The sequence below is a fragment of the Geodermatophilus sp. SYSU D00708 genome, from assembly GCF_054050115.1.
This window is the reverse complement of the sequence record NZ_JBJGYS010000011.1, coordinates 83,784-104,358: the sequence shown is the minus strand read 5'-3', so window position 1 is coordinate 104,358 and position 20,575 is coordinate 83,784. Positions and strand designations below refer to the sequence as shown.

The window sequence follows — 20,575 nt, the reverse complement described above, 5'->3', positions numbered from 1 at the left end:
CCAGCGGGTCGGAGGGGCCGCCCGCTCAGCCCCCCGGTGCCGGCGCGAGGTGCTGCAGCCGCATGTTCTCCGGCACCGACACGTCGGGTGAGACCAGCCGCTCCGGCTCCCCCCGGACGGCGGCCAGGGCGTCGACCAGGTCCCCGCACCGCTGTGCGGAGGGCACGCGGAACCCCCGGCCGGTGACCACCCAGATCCCCGCTCCTCCGGCGCGGTCGAGCACCGCCGCGGCGACGGTCGCCGACGGGGTCCCCCGCACCCGGTCGACGTAGTCGGTCCAGTCGACCCGGTCGGCCGGGCGCAGGTCCGGGTAGACGACCAGGTCCAGCCCCCGCTCCGGCGGCACCAGGCGGGCCACCGACGGGCCGAGCTGGTCGGGGCAGAAGACGACGACGTCCCCGGGCCGGGCGTCGGCCAGGGCGCGGGCCACCTGGCCGGCCTGGGTCCGGGAGTCGGTCAGGTGCGGCAGCGCCGTGGCCAGGCCGAGCGCGGCCACCAGGACCAGCCCACCCAGCCGGGCGCGGGCGGTCGGCAGGGCGGCCAGGCCGAGGGCGACCAGCGCCAGGAACGGCACCAGCGCCACGCTGGTGTACCGGGCGTGCACGGCGGTGCCGGTGGCCTGGCTGACCAGACCGGCGATGACCAGCGTGCCGAGCGACAGGACCAGCAGCGCGGCGCGGGACGGCCGGGGGCGCAGCGACAGCACCACGGTGGGGCTCCCCGCGCGGCCGGTGCCGACGGCGAGCGCCCCGAGCGCGGCGAGCAGCACCATCGCCGTCCCCAGGACGTGGGCGCGCACCTCGAAGCCCCCTCGCCACGCCTCCAGCGCGATCGGCAGGGCGGACAGCCCCGGCGCCTGCGCCCACGGCGTGCCGGTGTGGGCCAGCTGGAACAGCAGGGTCGGCAGCCACGGGAGGTACAGCAGTCCGCCCAGGGCGAGGCCGGCCAGCACCCGCAGCGCGGGGTGCGGCCGCGCGCGCAGCGCGGCCAGGGCCAGCAGCCCGGTCGCGGCGACCAGGTGGAACGCCCAGACGTGGGTGAGCAGCAGGGCGCCGGTGACCAGCCCCAGCCCCACGACCGGCCACGGCCCGGGACGGCGGACGACGGTGTGCGCGGCGAGCCCGCCCAGCACGGCGAGCAGCACCAGCAGCGCGTACATGCGGGTCTCCGCCGCGTAGCGGATGACGAACGGCGAGGTCGCCAGCAGCACCACCAGGGCGACCGCTACCCGCCGACCGGCCATCCGCCGCGCGGCGACCCACGCGAGCGGCAGCGTCAGCAGGCCGATGAGCGCCGACAGGCTGCGGACCGCGCCCGCGCCCTGGCCGAACAGCGCGATCCAGCCGTGCAGCAGCAGGTAGTACAGCGGGGGCGAGCCGTCCTCCCGCAGCGCGGTGAACAGCTCCGGGAGCGGCAGGCGCGCGATCGCGACGCTCTGCGCCTCGTCGAGCCACAGGTCCGACGGGGCCACGAAACGGGCGCCGGCGCCGACCAGGACGGCGGCGGCCACCAGGGCGGCCAGCAGCGTCGGGAGCACCGGCGTCCGGGACCGCGCCCCCCGCCGGAGACGCACCCGCGCCGGCTCCGGGCGGACCTCGCCCCGGTCGCCCGGCGCGGCCTGCTGTGGCGCGGCGGGCGACACCCCTGCGGAAGGCGGACTAGGCGGCACGCGGCCGGCGGCGGGGCAGGACGGGAGCCGCCCGGCCGGTCCCGGCCGACACGCTCCCCTGCCCGGCGGAGGACTGCGACGCCGCACCACCCTCGTGGTAGTCCTCCTCGACGTTGACCGCCCACACGTCGTGCGCGGCTCCGTCGACGATGTTCTCGACGGTCAGCATCGCCGTCACCATCGAGTGGTCCTGGTTGTTGTACTTGTGCATGCCGTTGCGCCCGACGGGGTGCACGTTGGGGACCGCCTCGGCCAGCCAGGCCCGGATGACCTCGACCCGCTCGTCGTAGCCCGCGTCGTAGACCGGGTACGCCTTGGGCATCCGCACCACGAAGCCGCGCTCCACCCGGTCGGCGGCCACCAGGCCGAGCTGGGCCAGCTCCCGCGTGCCGAGCGCGACCAGCGTCTCGTCGTCGCTGTCCCAGAGCTCGTCGCCCTCGTCGACGAAGTACTCCAGCCCGAGGCAGGTCCGCCCGTCCTTGACGAGGAACGGCGACCAGCTGCCGAAGTTCTGGATCCGGCCCACCCGGACCTCCGGGGAGTGGATGTAGATCCAGTTGTCGGGGAAGCCGGCCTCCTGGGGCACGACGAGGGCGACGGTGAGGAAGTCGCGGTGCGACAGCCCCTCGGCGGCCTCCCGGACGTGCGGCGGCGCGGGCGGGTCCATCGCGAGGACCAGCTCGGGCAGCGGCATGGAGGAGATGAGGTGGTCGACCGGGATCCGCTCGTCGGGCTCCGCGGCGTGCGGGCCGGGCGCCTCCGAGCGGGTGCTGACCGCCACCACGCCCCGCTCGTTCCGGTGGACGGTGGTGCAGCGGGCGCCGAGCTGCACCCGACCGCCGGCCTCCCGCACCCGCTCCAGCGTCCGCTCCCACATGAGGCCCGGGCCGGTGCGGGGGTACTGGAAGCGGTCGATGAGCGTGGTGATCTGCTGCCCGGAGGTCGGCCGCAGCGCGTGCAGCACCGCCCGCCACAGGTCCAGGTCCTTGATCCGCTGCGCGGCCCAGTCCGCCTGGATCTCGGTGGCCGGGATCCCCCACACCTTCTCGGTGTAGGTCTTGAAGAAGATCCCGTAGAGCCGCCGCCCGAAGCGCGCCGACACCCAGCCCTCGAAGTGGCTCTGGTCGCGCGGGGGCCGCAGCCGCGCCGCCACGTAGGAGGCCAGGCAGCGGACCGCCTCCACCGGGCCGAGGCCGCGCAGGGCGTTGAGCGGCCGCAGCGGGTAGTCGAACAGCCGGCCCGCGTAGTGGATCCGCGACAGCCGGGGGCGGGAGAGGAACTCGTCGTCCTCGAGCATCTCGTGCCACCACCGCTCGACGGCCGGCACCTTCGTGAAGAAGCGGTGCCCCCCGATGTCGAAGCGCCAGCCGTCCCGCTCCACGGTGCGGCTGATGCCCCCGACGACGGTGTCCGCCTCGAGCACGGTGACCGGCAGGCCCCGGGTCGTGAGCTCGTGCGCGGCCGTCAGGCCGGCCGGGCCTGCCCCGACGACGACGGTGTGTGGTCCGGTGTCCGCCTGTGGTCCGCGCACGCGTCCTCCGCCTCGTTCCCTGCCCCCGCGGGGCTGCGCCCACCAGCTCTCCCGGCAGCGACCGCCCCGCCCTACCCGGAACCGATGCGGAGAGAAACCAGCTCAGCCGGCCCCGCCTGCACCCGTCCCGGACCCGTCGCCGCCGGCCCGCCACACCGTCACCAGCCCGGTCGGCGAGGAGGTCGCGACGGGCCGGTAGTGGGCGGCGAGCTCGGCCTCGACGTCCCGGGTCCGCTGCGATCCTCGGGCCTCGGCCGAGGCCCGGTCCAGCCCCAGCACCACGACGTAGTCCAGATCACCGCGGACGGCGGGCAGGTCGACGGCCGGCGGGAGGCGCTCCAGGCCGTGCAGCGAGGGGTCCAGCCGGCTGCGCAGCGAGGAGCCGGCCGGGAACTCGACCTGGAAGTACGCCTCGGCGGCCTCGTAGTGGCCCACGTCGACCGAGCCGCTGCGCACGGCCAGCCGGCTCGACTCGTGGCGGAGCGGGTCGGGGGTGCCCCGCTCCGGGGCCGCCGCCGAGCGGCTGTACTGCAGGACGACGAGGGTGGACCCGGGCTCGATGGTCCCGGCCACCGACAGCAGCTCCGCCACCTCGTCGGCCGCCACGGCCTGCGCCGGCACCCGCGCCAGCGCGCCGGCCGACGCCGACACCGCCAGCACGGCGGCGAGGACGGCGGCCAGCACCCGGGAGGGTGGCCGCGTCGCCGCCCAGAGGACCAGCAGCAGCGGCGGGAACCAGGCCAGCCGGCCGACGAGGAAGCCGAAGTCGGGGCCCAGCCGCTCCGGCGTCAGGCAGACGGCGAGGACGGCGCCGACCAGCAGCACCGCCAGGGCCGCGCGGTCGGCCCCGCGGCCGGTCTCGTCGGGCGCCGGACGGCGCAGCGCCAGCGCCGCGAGCACGAGCAGCGCGACCATCGCGGCGAGCGCGGCGGCGCGGGCGAGGTCGGGGACGCCGTCGACCCCCCAGCCGGTCAGGAACGGCCGCTCCCCCCGCAGCAGCGCCTCCAGCCGCTCCGTGGAGGGCTCCCCCTCCGGCGTGGCCGGCGGCCCGTCGCCCGTGGCGAGGTAGGCAGCGGTGAGCAGCACGCCGGGCAGGACGGCGAGACCGGCCGGGGCCAGGTGCCGGCGGACGGCGGGCAGCCCCGGCGTCCCGCCGCGCACGTCCGCGCCGGTCCGGGCCAGCGCCAGCAGGAGGACGCCGCCGACGCCCACGACCCACGGCAGCAGGTGCGCGCTCCAGGTCAGCACGGACAGGACCGCGAGGGCCGCCACCGCGCGCGGGGACCACCCGGACCGCCGGCGGAGGGCGACGCCCAGGACGAGCAGCGCGCCGATGACGCCGAGCGTGAAGTTGTAGAAGCCGTAGGCCAGCAGGTGGCTGCTGCCGAACAGCAGCGCCACCACCGCCAGCCAGCCGGCGCGCGGGGACACCCCGCGCACGGCGTAGGCCAGCGCAGCGACCAGGCCGGCGACGATCCCCGCCACGAGCAGCCGCTCGGCGGCGTCCGGCCCGACGACCTGCAGCAGGCCCGCCAGGAGCAGCGTGGCGGCCATGTTGGGCACGGGGGTGAGGTCGACCCGGTAGTGCTCCTGCAGCGCCGCGCCCACGGCACCGTCGTCCCCGCGGTGCACCAGTGCCCAGGCCCCGGCGACGTGTGCCGGGCCGTCCTGGCTCAGGACCGTCGGGAAGGCCACCAGCGGAGCCAGCTGCACCGCCAGGCCCGCCGCGAGCAGCGCCGCGACGAGCACCCTGGGTCCGCCCCACGGCCCCCTCCAGGCCGCCACCCCGACCCTGCGGGGGGCGGGCAGGAGGGGGACCCTCATCAGGCGGCGCGGCGGGCGGTCCAGCGACCGTCGGCCCGCTGGACCTGCAGCGCCAGCCCGAAGGTCTCCGACAGCGCCTCCCGGGTGAGCACCTGCTCGACCGGCCCGCGGGCGACCACCTGGCCGCCCCGCAGCAGCAGCGCGTGGGTGTAGCCCGGTGGGATCTCCTCGACGTGGTGGGTGACCAGCACCTGCGCCGGGGCGTAGAGGTAGCGGGCCAGGTCCGACAGGCGGCTGACCAGGTCCTCGCGGCCGCCGAGGTCGAGGCCGGCGCCGGGCTCGTCGAGCAGCAGCAGCTCGGGGTCGGGCATGAGCGCGCGGGCGATCTGCACCCGCTTGCGCTCCCCCTCGCTCAGCGTCCCGAACGGCCGATGGGCCATCGGCGTGACGCCCCACTGCTGCATCAGCATCGCCGCGCGGGTCAGGTCGTGGACGTCGTAGCGCTCCCGCCACCGGCCGACCACCGCGTACCCGGCGGAGAGCACCACGTCGCCGGTGCGCTCGGAGGGCTCGATGCGGTTGGCCAGCGCGGCGCTGGTCAGCCCGATCCGCGGCCGCAGCTCGAAGACGTCGACCGCACCGAGCGTCTCGCCCAGCAGCGTGACCGTGCCGCGCGTGGGGTGCATGTGCGCCGCGGCCAGCTGCAGCAGCGTCGTCTTGCCCGCGCCGTTGGGGCCGAGCACCACCCAGCGCTCGTCCTCGTGCACCGTCCAGTCGACCCCGCGGAGCAGGTGGGTCTGCCCCCGGACGACGTCCACACCGCGGATCTCGACGACCGGCTCGCTCGACACACCTCCATCCAACCAACCCGCCCGACCCCACCGACGTGCCACCCGACCGGCCCGCGTGCTGTCAGGATCGACCCCGTGCGCAGCAGCCCGGACGAACTCGAGGTCTGGCCCGGCTCCCCCAGCCCCCTGGGCGCCGCCTGGGACGGGACCGGCACCAACTTCGCCCTGTGGTCGGCCGGCGCGCAGGCGGTCGACCTGTGCCTGTTCGACGACGACGGCGCCGAGCACCGCCACCGGCTGCAGGAGACCACCCACCAGGTGTGGCACGCGCGGCTGCCCGGGATCGGCCCGGGCCAGCGCTACGGCTACCGGGTGCACGGCGGCTACGACCCCGGCTCGGGGCTGCGCCACAACCCGGCCAAGCTGCTGCTGGACCCCTACGCCCGGGCCGTGGACGGCGACCTGACCCTGCACCCGGCGCTGTTCGGCTACACCGACGCCGCGTTCGACACCGCCCTGCCCGACCCCCACGACTCCGCTCCGCACGTGCCCCGCGGCGTGGTGGTGCACGACCCGTTCCCGTGGGACGGCGACCGGCGGCCGGGCACCCCGTGGGCGGACACGGTGATCTACGAGGTGCACGTCAAGGGCGCGACCATGAGCTGTCCCCAGGTGCCGCCCGCGCTGCGCGGCACGTACGCGGGCCTGGCCCACCCCGCGTTCACCGAGCACCTGCAGGCCCTCGGGGTCACCGCGGTCGAGCTGCTGCCGGTGCACCACTTCGTCAGCGAACCGCACCTGCTGCGCCGCGGCCTGACCAACTACTGGGGCTACAACACCCTCGGGTACTTCGCCCCGCACGCGGCCTACAGCTCCTCGGGCACCGCCGGCCAGCAGGTCACCGAGTTCAAGGCGATGGTCAAGACGCTGCACGCCGCGGGCATCGAGGTCATCCTCGACGTGGTCTACAACCACACCGCCGAGGGCGACCACACCGGGCCGACACTGTCGTTCAAGGGGATCGACAACGGCGGCTACTACCGGCTCGACGGCGGCGACCCGTCCCGCTACACGGACTACACCGGCTGCGGCAACACCCTCGACGTCCGCCGTCCCCCGGTGCTGGCGCTGCTGATGGACTCGCTGCGCTACTGGGTCACCGAGATGCACGTCGACGGCTTCCGGTTCGACCTCGCCGCGGCGCTGGCCCGCTCGATGCACGACGTCGACCGGCTGTCGGCCTTCTTCGACGTCGTCCACCAGGACCCGGTGGTCAGCCAGGTGAAGCTGATCGCCGAGCCGTGGGACGTCGGCGAGGGCGGCTACCAGGTGGGCAACTTCCCGCCGCTGTGGACCGAGTGGAACGGCAAGTACCGCGACACCGTCCGGGACGTGTGGTCCGGGGCGCACGTCGGCGTCCGCGACCTCGCCTACCGGCTGACCGGCTCCTCGGACCTGTACCGCTCCGACGGGCGGCGGCCCTTCGCCAGCATCAACTTCGTCACCGCGCACGACGGCTTCACCCTTGCCGACCTGGTCACCTACCAGCGCAAGCGCAACGAGGCCAACGGCGAGGACAACCGGGACGGCGAGAGCCACAACCGCAACTGGAACTGCGGCGTGGAGGGCCCCACCGACGACCCGGAGGTCACCGCGCTGCGGGCCCGGCAGGTGCGCAACCACCTGACCACCCTGCTGCTGTCGACCGGCGTGCCGATGCTGACCGCCGGAGACGAGATCGGCCGGACGCAGGAGGGCAACAACAACGCCTACTGCCAGGACAACGAGGTCTCCTGGATCGACTGGAAGTCCGTCGACGAGGACCTGCTCGCCTTCGTCTCCCGGCTGGTGGCGCTGCGGCGGTCCTCCCCCGTGCTGCGCCAGGAGGCGTTCTTCGAGGGCCACGAGATCCCGGGCACCGGCGGCACCCGCGACCTCGCGTGGTTCCACCCCGCCGGGCACCAGCTGAGCACCGCGGACTGGTTCGACGTCGGGCTGCAGACGATCGGCATGTACCTCGACGGTCGCGGCATCCGCCACCGCGACCAGCGCGGCCGCCCGGTGCAGGACGCCTCCTACCTGGTGCAGCTGCACGCGGGCCCGGACCCGGTGACCGTGCACCTGCCCGGCCCGCCGTGGGCCGACGGCTACGAGTTCGTCGTCTCGACGGAGTACCCGACCGGGGCGCCGCCGCGGCCGGCCGTGGTCGCCCCCGGGCCGCTGGAGATGCCGCCGCGCACCGTGTGGCTGCTGCGGGTGCTGCGCCGCCCCTGACGCGGCTCGACGCTGCGGCGCCCGCCGTTGCGGGCGTTCCTCGTGCAGTGCCGGTCCTGCAGGGCCCGCACTGCACGAGCAACCCCGGCGATGGTGACGTCCGGGGTCGGACGCACGAGAGCCCCCGGTCCGCGCAGACCAGGGGCTCTCGACCGGCCCCCACAGGGGGCCTTCCTCAGTCGGGCTGCTGCTCGAAGGTGATGACCGTCCAGCCCAGGAGCAGGCGGTCGCCGTCGGACAGCGGGTGGGCGACGCCGGGCTCCAGCTGGGTCCACTCGGTGGCCTCGGGGCCGGCGACGTGGGTGCCGTTGAGCGAGCCGAGGTCGACCAGCGACACCTCGCGGCCGCTGCGCTGGATCGCGGCGTGCGCCGAGGAGAGCACGTTCTGCGTGTCGGCGATCGGCACCGGCCGGGCCGACCCGGCGGTCACCAGCTCGTGGTTGTCGGGCCGGCGGCCGAGGACGAGGTCCTCGTCGACGGTCACGACCAGGCCGTCGTCGAAGCGCAGGATCGGCGCCGCGGCGGGCTCGGGCTTCCAGAAGGCGGTCGCCTCGCCGCCCTCGTCGTCCTGCCGCGCGGGGGCCGCGGTGGCACCGAAACCGGAGGACGCGGCGGAGCCGGAGGACGCGCTGCTGCCGAACCCGGAGTCGGAGCCGGCGGAGAACATCGAGGGGCTCGACTGCGGGACGGCGGCCGTCGAGGGGTGGGCGACCGCGGCCAGCTGCAGCATCGCGCCGGAGCCGGGCACGGTGCCCTCGACGAGGTCGTAGGCCACGCCCGGTGGCATCGACGGGACCGGCTGGCCGGGGCCGACGTAGAGGGTGGAGCCGAGGTGGAAGCCGCTGGCCAGGGTGCAGCCGTCGACCGAGGAGCCCGACACCGGGACGCCGTCCACGGCCGGCTGGCCCTTGCCGGAGTACAGCGCCACGCCCGTGCCGGTGCCGCCGACGGCGGTGTCGACCAGGACCAGGGCGAAGGACGCCGACCCTCCGCCCAGCGCGGCCACCTGGCTCGCCACCGCACCGAGCACCCGCTCGGCGCCGGGGCCGGAGACCCCCAGGCAGGCGTGCAGCGCGGCGACGAGGGCCGGTGCCCCCGGTGCGTCGACCCAGAGCAGACCGCCTCCCCGTCGGGCGACGACGGAGTCTCCGGGCAGGACTTCACAGCGGTCGGGCATGGCGCAAGCCTAATGACCTCAGGCACGCGCGGGCGGACCGGGAACGCCGCCACGCCGGACGGGCACGATGCCCCCGGGACCGGTGCGACCGGCGTGACGGCTGTGCCCGGAGTCGCCCCCGGGACGCGGCCCCCTGCTGGGTCCGCGCTCAGGCGGTCGCGACCAGCCCGAGCTCGGCCGGGTCGGCCAGGTGACCGGAGGCGGGCAGCACCCGCACCGTGTAGCCGAAGGCGCCGGTGCGCTCCAGCGGCAGCGTGGCGGTGAACCAGTGCCGGGTGCCCTCGGTGGTCTCGTGCTTCATCGGCAGCGTCGTGACCTCGTGCAGCCCGTCGGAGTCGTCGACCCGGCCGTAGGCCGCCTGCACCTCCACGTCCGCGGGCGTGAGGCCGGGCAGCTCCACCTCCGCCCGCAGCGCCAGCGTCGACCCGATCTCAGGGGTGTCGCCGGCGCCGGTCGCCTCGACGTGGGCGACCCGCACCGTGCCCCAGTTCTCCTGCACGTGCGCCCGCCAGCTCGCCTGCTCGCGGGCCACGCCGTAGCCGGACTCGGCCATCCCGCGGGCGGAGCCGGCCGCCGGCACGTAGAGCTGCTGGACGTAGTCGCGCACCATGCGGGTCGCCAGCACCTTGGGCCCGGTCTCGCGGAGGGTGTGCCGCACCATCTCCACCCAGCGGGTGGGGACGCCGTCGCGGTCGGTCTCGTAGAAGCGCGGCAGCACCTGCGTGCTGAGCAGGTCGTAGATGGCCCGCGCCTCGATCTCGTCGCGCCGGTCGTGGTCGACGACGCCGTCGGCGGTGGGGATCGCCCAGCCGTTCTGCCCGTCGAACCACTCGTCCCACCAGCCGTCGCGGATGGAGAGGTTCAGGCCGCCGTTGAGCGCGGCCTTCATGCCGGAGGTGCCGCAGGCCTCCAGTGGGCGCAGCGGGTTGTTCAGCCACACGTCGCAGCCCCAGTAGAGGTAGCGGGCCATGCCGATGTCGTAGCCGGGGAGGAAGGCGATCCGGTGCCGGATGGCCGGGTCGTCGGCGAACTTCACCATCTGCTGGATCAGCTGCTTGCCGCCGTCGTCGGCCGGGTGGCTCTTGCCGGCGATGACCAGCTGGATCGGCCGCTGCTCGTCGAGCAGCAGCGCCCTGAGCCGCTCCGGGTCGCGGAGCATGAGCGTGAGCCGCTTGTAGGAGGGCACCCGGCGGGCGAAGCCGATGGTGAGGACGTCGGGGTCGAAGGCGGTGTCGGTCCAGCCCACCTCCGACTCCGCGGCGCCGCGGGACAGCGCGGTCGCCCGCAGCCGGCGGCGCACCTCGTCGACCAGCCGGCCGCGCAGCAGCCGCCGGGTGCTCCACAGGTCGCCGGCCGGGATGCGGTCGACGCCGTCGAAGTGGACCGACCCCTCGACCTCGACCGGGTCGCCCTGGGTGCTCGTCTGCGTGCCCAGCTCGACCAGCTCGCGCGCGGTCCAGGTCGGGGCGTGCACCCCGTTGGTGATCGAGCTGATCGGGACGTCGTCCTCGTCGAAGCCCGGCCACAGGTCGCGGAACATCGAGCGGCTGACGTGCCCGTGCAGCCGGCTGACGCCGTTGGCCCGCTGGCCCAGCCGCAGGCCCATGTGGGCCATGTTGAACTTGCTCGGGTCCTGCTCGGCGCCCAGCGGGATCAGCTGGTCCAGGGGGACGCCGAAGCCGGCGAAGTAGCGCTCGATCAGCGCCCGCGGGAAGCGGTCGATCCCGGCCGGCACGGGCGTGTGCGTGGTGAACACCGTGCCGGCGCGCACCGCCTGCAGCGCCTCGGTGAACGACAGCCCGTGCGACTCGGTGAGCTCGCGGATGCGCTCGACACCCTGGAACCCGGCGTGGCCCTCGTTGGCGTGGAAGACCTCCGGCGCCGGGGTGCCGGTGAGCTGGCAGTAGGCGCGCAGCGCCCGCACACCGCCGATGCCCAGCAGCATCTCCTGGCGCAGCCGGTGGTCCTCGTCACCGCCGTAGAGGCGGTCGGTGACCACCCGCTCCGACGGCGTGTTCTCCTCGATGTCGCTGTCGAGCAGCAGCAGCGAGACGCGGCCGACCTGGGCCCGCCAGACGTGCGCGTGCAGCGTGCGCCCCTCGGGCAGCGGCACGGTGATGACCACCGCCGACCCGTCGGGCTGGCGCAGCAGCTTCACCGGCAGGCCGTGCGGGTCCAGCGACGGATAGTGCTCCAGCTGCCAGCCGTCGGGCGACAGCGACTGCTCGAAGTACCCGGCCCGGTACAGCAGACCGAGGCCGATGAGCGGGACCCCGAGGTCGGAGGCGGCCTTGAGGTGGTCGCCGGCGAGGATCCCCAGGCCGCCGGAGTACTGCGGCAGCACCTCGGTGATGCCGAACTCCGCGGAGAAGTAGGCGATGGAGGCCGGGGCGCCGGCGCCCAGCGTCTGGTACCAGTGCGGCGCCGACAGGTAGTCCTCCAGGTCGTCGACGACGTCCTGGAGCCGGCGCAGGAACCGGCGGTCCCGGGCGAGCGTGGCCAGCCGCTCGGCGGAGACCTCGCCGAGTACCTTGACCGGGTCTCCCTTGCAGGTCTGCCACAGGTGCGGGTCGAGGGCCTCGAACAGGTCGCGGGTCTCGGGGTGCCAGGACCAGCGCAGGTTGGTCACCAGCTGGGAGAGCGGCATCAGCTCCTCGGGGAGCGAGGCCCGGACGGTGAACCGGCGGAGAGCGCGCACCGCCCGAGACTAACCAGGTCACGCCCTCGGCACCCGGTGCCGCCGGGAGGTCACCCGGCGGAGGCGAGCCGGGCCCGAGGGGCGCTCCGCGGTCGACGTGCCCCCTCGCGCGGAGATCGATAGCGTGGCCGGGATGACTGGCCGCGCTGACCTCCGTCTCGGCATCACCGATGTCGCCCCCGTCGTGTCGTGCGGGTCCTTCTCGGCCCGCGCCGTGGTCGGTGAGCACCTGCCGATCACCGCCACCGTCTTCCGCGAGGGCCACGACGCCGTCGCGGCCAACGTCGTCTGGACGCCACCGGGCGCGGACGGCGACGTGCAGCCGCTGCAGCGGATGGTCCGGTTCGGGCCGGAGCCCGACCGCTGGATCACCACCGTCGTCCCCGACCGGGAGGGGCGGTGGTCGTTCCGGGTCGAGGCGTGGAGCGACCCGCTGGCCACCTGGCACCACGCGGTCGAGGTGAAGATCGCCGCCGGCCAGGGAGCCGAGGAGCTCGCCAACGACCTCGAGGAGGGCGCCCGGCTGCTGGAGCGGGTGACCGCCGAGGCCGACGGCGAGTGGAAGCAGCGGCTGACCGACGCCACGGCCGCGCTGCGGGACACCTCGCTCGACGTCCCAGCGCGGGTCGGCCCCGCGCTGGCCCACGCCGTGCAGGAGTACCTGTACGAGCACCCGGTCCGGGAACTGGTCACCCAGGGGCCCCGGTACGAGGTGTGGGTGGACCGGCAGCGGGCGCTGTTCGGCTCCTGGTACGAGTTCTTCCCCCGCTCCACCGGCCCGGTCGTCGGGGACCGGCCCACCCACGGCACGTTCGCCACCGCCGCCGACCGGCTGCCGGCGGTCGCCGAGATGGGCTTCGACGTCGTCTACCTGCCGCCGATCCACCCGATCGGCACGGTCAACCGCAAGGGCCCGAACACCCCGCTGTTCCCCGGCGGGAACCCGAACGAGGTGGGCCCGGACGACGTCGGCTCCCCGTGGGCCATCGGCAGCGCCGAGGGCGGGCACGACGCCGTCCACCCGGCGCTGGGCACGATGGACGACTTCCGGGACTTCGTCCGGCGCACCGGCGAGCTGGGCATGGAGGTCGCCCTCGACCTGGCGCTGCAGGCGGCACCGGACCACCCCTGGGTGCGCAGCCACCCGGAGTGGTTCACCACCAAGCCCGACGGCACCATCGCCTACGCGGAGAACCCGCCGAAGAAGTACCAGGACATCTACCCGGTCAACTTCGACAACGACCCCGAGGGCATCTACGCCGAGGTGCTGCGGGTCGTGCGCGTCTGGATGGACGCCGGGGTGCGGGTCTTCCGGGTCGACAACCCGCACACCAAGCCGCTGAACTTCTGGCACTGGCTGATCTGGACGATCAAGGAGACCGACCCCGACGTCCTCTTCCTGGCCGAGGCGTTCACCCGGCCGGCGATGATGCACCAGCTGGCCCGGCTGGGGTTCACGCAGTCCTACACGTACTTCACCTGGCGCACCGAGCGCGGGGAGATCGAGGACTACGGCCGCGAGCTGGCCGCCAACTGCCACTACATGCGGCCGAACTTCTTCGTGAACACCCCGGACATCCTGCACGCGTCGCTGCAGTACGGCGGCCCGCCGATGTTCAAGATCCGCGCCGTGCTCGCCGCGATGATGAGCCCGACCTGGGGCGTCTACTCCGGGTACGAGCTGTTCGAGCACGTCGCCGTCCGCCCGGGCAGCGAGGAGTACCTCGACAGCGAGAAGTACGTGCTCCGGCCCCGGGACTACGCCGGCGCCGAGGCCTCCGGGCGCAGCCTCGCGCCCTACCTGCGCCGGCTCAACGAGATCCGCCGCGCCCACCCGGCCCTGCAGCAGCTGCGCACGCTGCGGTTCCACGCCGTCGACAACCCGAACCTGATCTGCTTCACCAAGACCGACCCCGGCTCTCAGGACGCCGTCCTGGTGGTCGTGGCGCTGGACAGCCACAACACCCAGATCGGGACGACGGCCCTGGACCTGCCGGTCCTCGGCCTGGACTGGCACGAGCGGTTCACCGTGACCGACGAGCTGACCGGCGCCACGTACGACTGGGGCCAGTTCAACTACGTCGAGCTCGACCCGCACCGCGAGCCGGCGCACGTCTTCTCGATCACCCACCACCGGCACGTGCAGGTCCCGCCGCCGGTGTCCTGATGAGGCCCCGCCCCGGGCCCCGCCTGAGCCGGCTGAGGATGGGTAGGACGAGGTCCTCACCCACTCGCCGGCTCGCGGCGGGCCCCTGCCGGCGGGCCGCGACCCATCCACCCACGCACGAGATCGAGGGCGATCCCCCGCGATGACCGTTCCCGTCCCTGGCCTCCCCGACGAGCGCCCCGAGGCCACCACGTCGGCGCTGCCGGCACCCGGCACCGACCCCGAGTGGTACAAGCGCGCCGTCTTCTACGAGGTGCTCGTCCGCGGCTTCGCCGACAGCAACGCCGACGGCGTCGGCGACCTGCGCGGCATGATGGACAAGCTGGACTACCTGCAGTGGCTCGGCGTCGACTGCCTGTGGCTGCCCCCGTTCTTCGCCTCGCCGCTGCGCGACGGCGGGTACGACGTCAGCGACTACACCGCCGTCCTGCCCGAGTTCGGCGACATCGAGGACTTCAAGGAGTTCCTCGCCGCCGCCCACGCCCGCGGCATCCGCGTGATCATCGACTTCGTCATGAACCACACCTCGGACCAGCACCCCTGGTTCCAGGCCAGCCGCAGCGACCCCGACGGGCCGTACGGCGACTTCTACGTGTGGTCCGACGACGACACCGGTTACGCCGACGCGCGGATCATCTTCGTCGACACCGAGAGCTCCAACTGGACCTTCGACCCGGTCCGCAAGCAGTACTTCTGGCACCGGTTCTTCTCCCACCAGCCCGACCTCAACTTCGAGAACCCGCGGGTGCAGGAGGCGATCGTCGACGCCCTGCGGTTCTGGCTGGACCTGGGCATCGACGGCTTCCGGCTCGACGCCGTCCCCTACCTGTTCGAGGAGGAGGGCACCAACTGCGAGAACCTGCCGAGGACCCACGAGTTCCTCAAGCAGGTCCGCAAGGTGGTCGACGTCGACTACCCCGACCGGGTGCTGCTCTGCGAGGCCAACCAGTGGCCCGCCGACGTCGTCGAGTACTTCGGCGAGAACGGCGACGAGTGCCAGATGGCCTTCCACTTCCCGGTCATGCCGCGCTTGTTCATGGGGGTCCGGCGAGAGCAGCGCTTCCCGATCTCGGAGATCATGGCCCAGACGCCGGACATCCCGGAGAACTGCCAGTGGGGCATCTTCCTGCGCAACCACGACGAGCTGACCCTCGAGATGGTCACCGACGAGGAGCGCGACTACATGTGGGCGGAGTACGCCAAGGACCCCCGCATGAAGGCCAACATCGGCATCCGCCGCCGGCTGGCGCCGCTGCTGGACAACGACATGGACACCCTCGAGCTGTTCAACGCGCTGCTGCTGTCCCTGCCGGGCTCGCCGGTCCTCTACTACGGCGACGAGATCGCCATGGGCGACAACATCTGGCTCGGTGACCGCGACGGCGTCCGCACCCCGATGCAGTGGACGCCGGACCGCAACGGCGGCTTCTCCACCGCCGACCCGCAGCGGATGTACCTGCCGCTCAACCAGGACCCGGTGTACGGCTACCAGGTCACCAACGTCGAGTCCCAGCTGCGCAACACCAACTCGATGCTGCACTGGATCCGGCAGATGATCCGGGTCCGCAAGGAGCACCCGACCTTCGGCCTCGGCAGCTACGAGGAGGTCGGCTCGCGCAACCCGACGGTGCTGTCGTTCGTCCGCCGGTTCGGCGACGACATCGTGCTCTGCGTGAACAACCTGTCCCGCTTCCCGCAGCCGGTGGAGCTGGACCTGCGCCAGTTCGAGGGCTTCACCCCCGTGGAGCTCACCGGCCGGGTGGAGTTCCCGCAGATCGGCGTCCTGCCCTACATGCTCACCCTCGCCGGGCACGGCTTCTACTGGTTCGAGCTGGCCCGTCCGGTCGAGCCGGCGCCCGAGGAGGCGGAGGACTGGGAGAGCACCGCCTCGAGCACCGTGGCGGAGGACCTGCTGGCCGGCGGCGTGGTCACCGCCGCGGAGCAGATCCCCGGCGACAGCGACACCCGCACCGGCGACGACGTGCCCCCGAGCCCCGGAGGACCCCGATGAGCGCGCTGACCGACCTGCTCCGCGACTGGATGCCGCACCAGCGATGGTTCGGCGGCAAGGGCCGGGAGTGGGCCGAGGTCTCCGAGGAGGGGTTCCTCCTCGACCAGGCCGACCCGGTCCTGTCGGTGCACCGGGTGCGGGTCACCTACACCGACGGCGCCGTCGAGACCTACCTCGTCCCGCTGTCCTGGCGGCAGCACCCGGCCGAGGAGCTCAGCTCGGCGTTCGTCGGCGCGGTGCCCGGCAAGGACCGGGAGAACTACGCCTACGACGCCATGCGCGACCGGGAGGCCACCACGCCGTGGCTGATCCACCTGGTCAACGCCTCGACCATCGGGCCGATGCACTTCCACCCGGCGGGGGTCGCCTACATCCCCGAGGGCCTGCCCGGCGACATCCTCTCCACCGAGCAGAGCAACACGTCGCTGGTCTACGGCCAGGAGGCGATCTTCAAGCTGTTCCGCCGGCTGGAGCCCGGGCTCAACCCGGACGTCGAGATCCACGACGCGCTGCGCAAGACGCAGAACCCGCACATCGCGCCGCTGCTGGGGCACATCGAGATCGACGACCCCGACCCGTCGGCCGAGCCGGCCACGGTCGCGATGCTGCAGACGTTCGTGCCCAACGCCAGCGACGGGTGGCGGCTGGCCACCGCCAGCGTGCGGGACCTGTTCTCCGAGGGCGACCTGCACGCCGACGAGGTGGGCGGGGACTTCGCCGCCGACAGCGAGCGGCTCGGCGCAGCGACCGCCTCGGTGCACGCCGACCTGGCCAAGGTGCTGCCGACCGAGCCGGCCGACCCGGCCTGGTTCGCCACCGTCGCCGAGCAGATGACCGCGCGCCTGGAGGCGGCCATCGCCGTCGTCCCGCAACTGAGCGAGCACGCCGAGGGGCTGCGCGCGGTGTACGCCGCCGTCGCGGGCGCCGTCGAACCCGTCGTCCGGCAGCGGGTGCACGGCGACCTGCACCTCGGCCAGGTGCTGCGCACCGCCACCGGGTGGATCGTGCTCGACTTCGAGGGCGAGCCGGCCCGGCCGCTGGCGGCCCGCCGCGAGCTCGACAGCCCGATGCGCGACGTCGCGGGGATGCTGCGCAGCTTCGACTACGCCGCACGTCACATGCTCGTCGAGCAACCCGGGGACCCCCAGCGCGCATACCGTGCGCAGGAGTGGGCAGAGCGCAACCGAAGCGCGTTCTGCGCCGGGTACTCGGCGGCGAGCGGCCTGGACCCCTGCGGCGACTCCCCTCTGCTGCGGGCCCTCGAGGCGGACAAGGCCGTCTACGAGTGCGTCTACGAGGCGCGCAACCGCCCGCACTGGCTGATGATCCCGCTGCAGTCGCTGTCCCGGCTCACCGCCGCGGGCTAGCGAAAGGACCCCTCTGCCCCCCACCGCTCGCAGGCTCGCGGCGGGACCCTGCAGAGGGGCCACGACCACCGACGCAACCGGCACCGAAGAGGACGGCGACGCGATGACATCCCCTGACGGGACGACCGAGGACCAGGCGACCGGCGCCACCGAGCCGACCATCGACTCCGGCGCGCGGCCCCCCGCCACCAAGGACGAGTTGCAGGCCGCCGTCGAGGAGAAGACCGCGCAGGCCGAGGCCGCCGAGACCGAGCCGGTGGTGAACGCGCCGGCCCGCAAGCGGGCCGCGGCCAAGACGGCGCCCGCGGCGAAGAAGGCCCCGGCCGCCAAGAAGACGGCGGCCAAGACCGCGGCGAAGAAGACCGCGGCGGCAGCGGTCGGCGACGCCGCCGCGACCGAGGACGGCGCGGCCGCCCCGGCGAAGAAGGCGACCAAGCGAGCCCCGCGCAAGAAGGCGGCGCAGGCCGACGTCGTGGCCGCGCAGGGCGGCACCGCGACACCGGTGGTGGCGCCCGCGCCGATCGCCGAGCCGGGCGACCCCACCGGCGCGCCCGCTCCCCAGCCCGAGCCGCCCAGCCCCTCCCCCGACGAGCCCAGCACGCCGCAGGCGCCGGACGACGGCGACACCGCGAACGCGCACGGCACGGGCGCAGCCGGCAGCGCCGTTCCCGGTCCGGTCCCCGACGGGACGGGCGCGCCGGCCTCCACTCCCGCCGGCGAGGTCACCAGCGCCGAGGCCTCGCTGGCCGACGTGGTCGCCGAGGGCACCACGATCGGCGAGGGCGGGCAGCCGTCGGTGCAGCAGGTGAGCGAGGAGCAACTGCGGGCCATCGTGGACGGGTGGTCCTACGCCCCGCACAGCGTGCTGGGCGCCCACCCGTCCGGGAGCGAGTGGGTGGTCCGCACGCTGCGGCCCGACGCCGTGTCGGTCGAGGTCGTCGACGAGGACGGCGCCCGCTACGACGCCCACCAGATCCACCCCGGCGGCATCTTCGAGGCGACCCTGCCCAAGCAGCCCGGGGACTACCGGATCGACGTCACCTACTCCGACGGCGAGGGCGGCAGCAACACCTTCGTCGTCGACGACCCCTACCGCTGGCTGCCCACGGTCGGCGAGCTCGACCAGCACCTCATCCGCGAGGGCCGGCACGAGCGGCTGTGGGAGGTGCTCGGCGCGCACGTCCGCCGCTACGACACCCCCCGCGGGCAGGTGCAGGGCGTCTCGTTCGCGGTCTGGGCGCCCAACGCTCAGGGCGTGCGGGTCACCGGGGACTTCGACTACTGGGAGGCCCGCGCCTACCCGCTGCGGTCGCTGGGCTCCTCCGGGGTGTGGGAGATCTTCATCCCCGGCGTCGCGGTCGGCACCCGCTACCGCTACCACGTGCTCGGCCGGGACGGCGTCTGGCGGCACAAGTCCGACCCGCTGGCCTTCGCCACCGAGGTGCCGCCGCTCAACGCCTCGGTCGTCACCGAGTCCACGCACGAGTGGAACGACGAGGAGTGGCTCGCCGACCGGGCCCGGGCCAACTGGCACGAGCGGCCGATGAGCATCTACGAGGTGCACGCCGGCTCCTGGCGGCAGGGCCTGTCCTACCGGGAGCTCGCCGACGAGCTCGTCGACTACGTGGTCTCCGCCGGCTTCACCCACATCGAGCTCATGCCGGTCGCCGAGCACCCCTTCGGCGGCTCGTGGGGCTACCAGGTGACCTCCTACTACGCCCCCACGTCGCGGTACGGCAGCCCCGACGACTTCCGCTACTTCGTCGACCGGGCCCACCAGGCCGGCATCGGGGTCATCGTCGACTGGGTCCCGGCGCACTTCCCCAAGGACGACTGGGCGCTGGCGCGCTTCGACGGCACGCCGCTGTACGAGCACGGCGACCCGCGGCGGGGTGAGCAGCAGGACTGGGGCACCTACGTCTTCGACTTCGGCCGCTCCGAGGTGCGCAACTTCCTCGTCGCCAACGCCCTGTTCTGGTGCAAGGAGTTCCACGTCGACGGCCTGCGCGTGGACGCGGTGGCCTCGATGCTCTACCTGGACTACTCCCGCACCGAGTGGGTGCCCAACGTGCACGGCGGCCGGGAAAACCTGGAGGCGGTCGCGTTCCTGCAGGAGACCAACGCGACGGTCTACCGGGAGGTCCCCGGCGTGGTCACCATCGCCGAGGAGTCGACCGCCTGGCCCGGCGTCACCCGGCCCACCCACCTCGGCGGCCTGGGCTTCGGGTTCAAGTGGAACATGGGCTGGATGCACGACTCGCTGGGCTACATGACCAAGCAGCCGGTGCACCGCAGCTACCACCACGGCCAGCTGACGTTCTCGATGATCTACGCCTACTCCGAGAACTACGTGCTGCCGATCAGCCACGACGAGGTCGTGTACGGCAAGGGCTCGCTGCTGCGGAAGATGCCCGGCGACCGGTGGCAGCAGCTGGCCAACCTGCGCGCCTACCTGGCCTACATGTGGGCGCACCCGGGCAAGCAGCTGCTGTTCATGGGCTCGGAGTTCGCGCAGGACTCCGAGTGGGCCGAGAGCCGCTCGCTGGACTGGTGGCACCTCGACGACCCCGCGCACCGCGGCGTGCTGTCGCTGGTCACCGACCTCAACGCGCGGTACCGGGAGCTGCCGGCGCTGTGGTCCCAGGACGTCGACCCCGCCGGTTTCCAGTGGATCGACGCCAACGACTCGGCGAACAACGTGCTGTCCTTCCTGCGCTACGGCAGCCCGGACACCGGCAGCGGCACCGGCCAGGCCCTGGCCTGCGTGGTGAACTTCTCCGGCGTCCCGCACCACGGGTACCGGATCGGGCTGCCCCGCCCCGGGTACTGGCGCGAGGTGGTCAACACCGACGCCGAGGGCTACGGCGGCTCGGGCATCGGCAACATGGGCGGCGTCGAGGCGGTCGAGGACCCGTGGCACGGGCAGCCGTACTCGGCGACGGTGTCGGCCCCGCCGCTGGGCACCGTCTGGTTCCTGCACGAGGGCTGACGGGCGGTCCGCCGCAGCTCCCCGCGCCCCGCGAGCGCGGGGAGCTGCCGGGCGGCGCCGCCCGCGACCCCGGCGTCCGACCCGCTGCCTCCGTCGGCAGGAGCCCTGCGCTGGGGCCGCCGCGATGGGACGATGCC

The 20,575-nt window shown here is 73.9% G+C and carries 11 protein-coding genes; 5 read left to right on the top strand and 6 right to left on the bottom strand.

Annotated features, from left to right (window positions below; all coding sequences use genetic code 11):
• Positions 1-25: 25 nt before the first annotated feature.
• From ACI79D_RS11585 to ACI79D_RS11570, 4 genes are all read right to left on the bottom strand, one after another.
• A complete protein-coding gene (locus ACI79D_RS11585; RefSeq protein WP_456918556.1) occupies positions 26-1,537 on the bottom strand; it encodes a glycosyltransferase family 39 protein in 1,512 nt (503 codons plus the stop codon).
• Between the two features lie 121 nt (positions 1,538-1,658).
• Positions 1,659-3,200 carry an NAD(P)/FAD-dependent oxidoreductase gene (locus ACI79D_RS11580; RefSeq protein WP_456918555.1) on the bottom strand — a complete coding sequence of 514 codons (1,542 nt, stop codon included), beginning with the start codon at positions 3,198-3,200 and terminating at the stop codon, positions 1,659-1,661.
• A gap of 102 nt (positions 3,201-3,302) precedes the next feature.
• Entirely contained in the window at positions 3,303-4,949 is a 1,647-nt protein-coding gene (locus tag ACI79D_RS11575; protein ID WP_456918554.1) for a hypothetical protein, read from the bottom strand.
• Between the two features lie 74 nt (positions 4,950-5,023).
• Positions 5,024-5,815, bottom strand: coding sequence for an ABC transporter ATP-binding protein (locus tag ACI79D_RS11570; RefSeq protein ID WP_456918553.1), 792 nt, complete (start codon positions 5,813-5,815; stop codon positions 5,024-5,026).
• Between the two features lie 75 nt (positions 5,816-5,890).
• On the opposite strand from ACI79D_RS11570, the gene glgX reads away from it, so the two are divergent.
• Positions 5,891-8,029, top strand: coding sequence for a glycogen debranching protein GlgX (gene glgX / locus ACI79D_RS11565; protein ID WP_456918552.1), 2,139 nt, complete (start codon positions 5,891-5,893; stop codon positions 8,027-8,029).
• Positions 8,030-8,204: 175 nt separating this feature from the next.
• Here the strand turns inward: glgX and ACI79D_RS11560 are convergent, their stop codons facing one another.
• Both ACI79D_RS11560 and glgP read right to left on the bottom strand, forming a co-directional pair.
• The gene (locus tag ACI79D_RS11560) at positions 8,205-9,206 is read right to left on the bottom strand and encodes an FHA domain-containing protein (RefSeq protein ID WP_456918551.1); all 1,002 of its coding nucleotides are present in this window, start codon (positions 9,204-9,206) and stop codon (positions 8,205-8,207) included.
• Positions 9,207-9,354: 148 nt separating this feature from the next.
• Positions 9,355-11,904 carry an alpha-glucan family phosphorylase gene (glgP, locus tag ACI79D_RS11555; protein ID WP_456918550.1) on the bottom strand — a complete coding sequence of 850 codons (2,550 nt, stop codon included), beginning with the start codon at positions 11,902-11,904 and terminating at the stop codon, positions 9,355-9,357.
• Between the two features lie 133 nt (positions 11,905-12,037).
• Between glgP and ACI79D_RS11550 the strand changes: the two genes are divergently transcribed.
• The 4 genes from ACI79D_RS11550 to glgB all read left to right on the top strand — a co-directional run bounded on the left by ACI79D_RS11550 (position 12,038) and on the right by glgB (position 20,438).
• On the top strand, positions 12,038-14,071 hold the full coding sequence (locus tag ACI79D_RS11550) for an alpha-1,4-glucan--maltose-1-phosphate maltosyltransferase (protein WP_456918549.1): 2,034 nt from the start codon (positions 12,038-12,040) through the stop codon (positions 14,069-14,071).
• Between the two features lie 142 nt (positions 14,072-14,213).
• Positions 14,214-16,082 carry a maltose alpha-D-glucosyltransferase gene (treS, locus tag ACI79D_RS11545; protein WP_456918548.1) on the top strand — a complete coding sequence of 623 codons (1,869 nt, stop codon included), beginning with the start codon at positions 14,214-14,216 and terminating at the stop codon, positions 16,080-16,082.
• On the top strand, positions 16,079-17,449 hold the full coding sequence (locus tag ACI79D_RS11540) for a maltokinase N-terminal cap-like domain-containing protein (RefSeq protein ID WP_456918547.1): 1,371 nt from the start codon (positions 16,079-16,081) through the stop codon (positions 17,447-17,449). The genes treS and ACI79D_RS11540 overlap by 4 nt, the downstream gene beginning before the upstream one ends.
• 103 nt (positions 17,450-17,552) lie before the next feature.
• Positions 17,553-20,438, top strand: a complete 2,886-nt coding sequence (gene glgB / locus ACI79D_RS11535; RefSeq protein ID WP_456918546.1) for a 1,4-alpha-glucan branching protein GlgB — start codon at positions 17,553-17,555, stop codon at positions 20,436-20,438.
• Positions 20,439-20,575 lie beyond the last annotated feature (137 nt).

Coding starts and splice junctions, on each gene's coding strand:
- ACI79D_RS11560 (WP_456918551.1), bottom strand. CDS start 9,206: ATGCCCGACCGCTGTGAAGTCCTGCCCGGAGACTCCGTCGTCGCCCGA.
- ACI79D_RS11550 (WP_456918549.1), top strand. CDS start 12,038: ATGACTGGCCGCGCTGACCTCCGTCTCGGCATCACCGATGTCGCCCCC.
- treS (WP_456918548.1), top strand. CDS start 14,214: ATGACCGTTCCCGTCCCTGGCCTCCCCGACGAGCGCCCCGAGGCCACC.
- ACI79D_RS11540 (WP_456918547.1), top strand. CDS start 16,079: ATGAGCGCGCTGACCGACCTGCTCCGCGACTGGATGCCGCACCAGCGA.
- glgB (WP_456918546.1), top strand. CDS start 17,553: ATGACATCCCCTGACGGGACGACCGAGGACCAGGCGACCGGCGCCACC.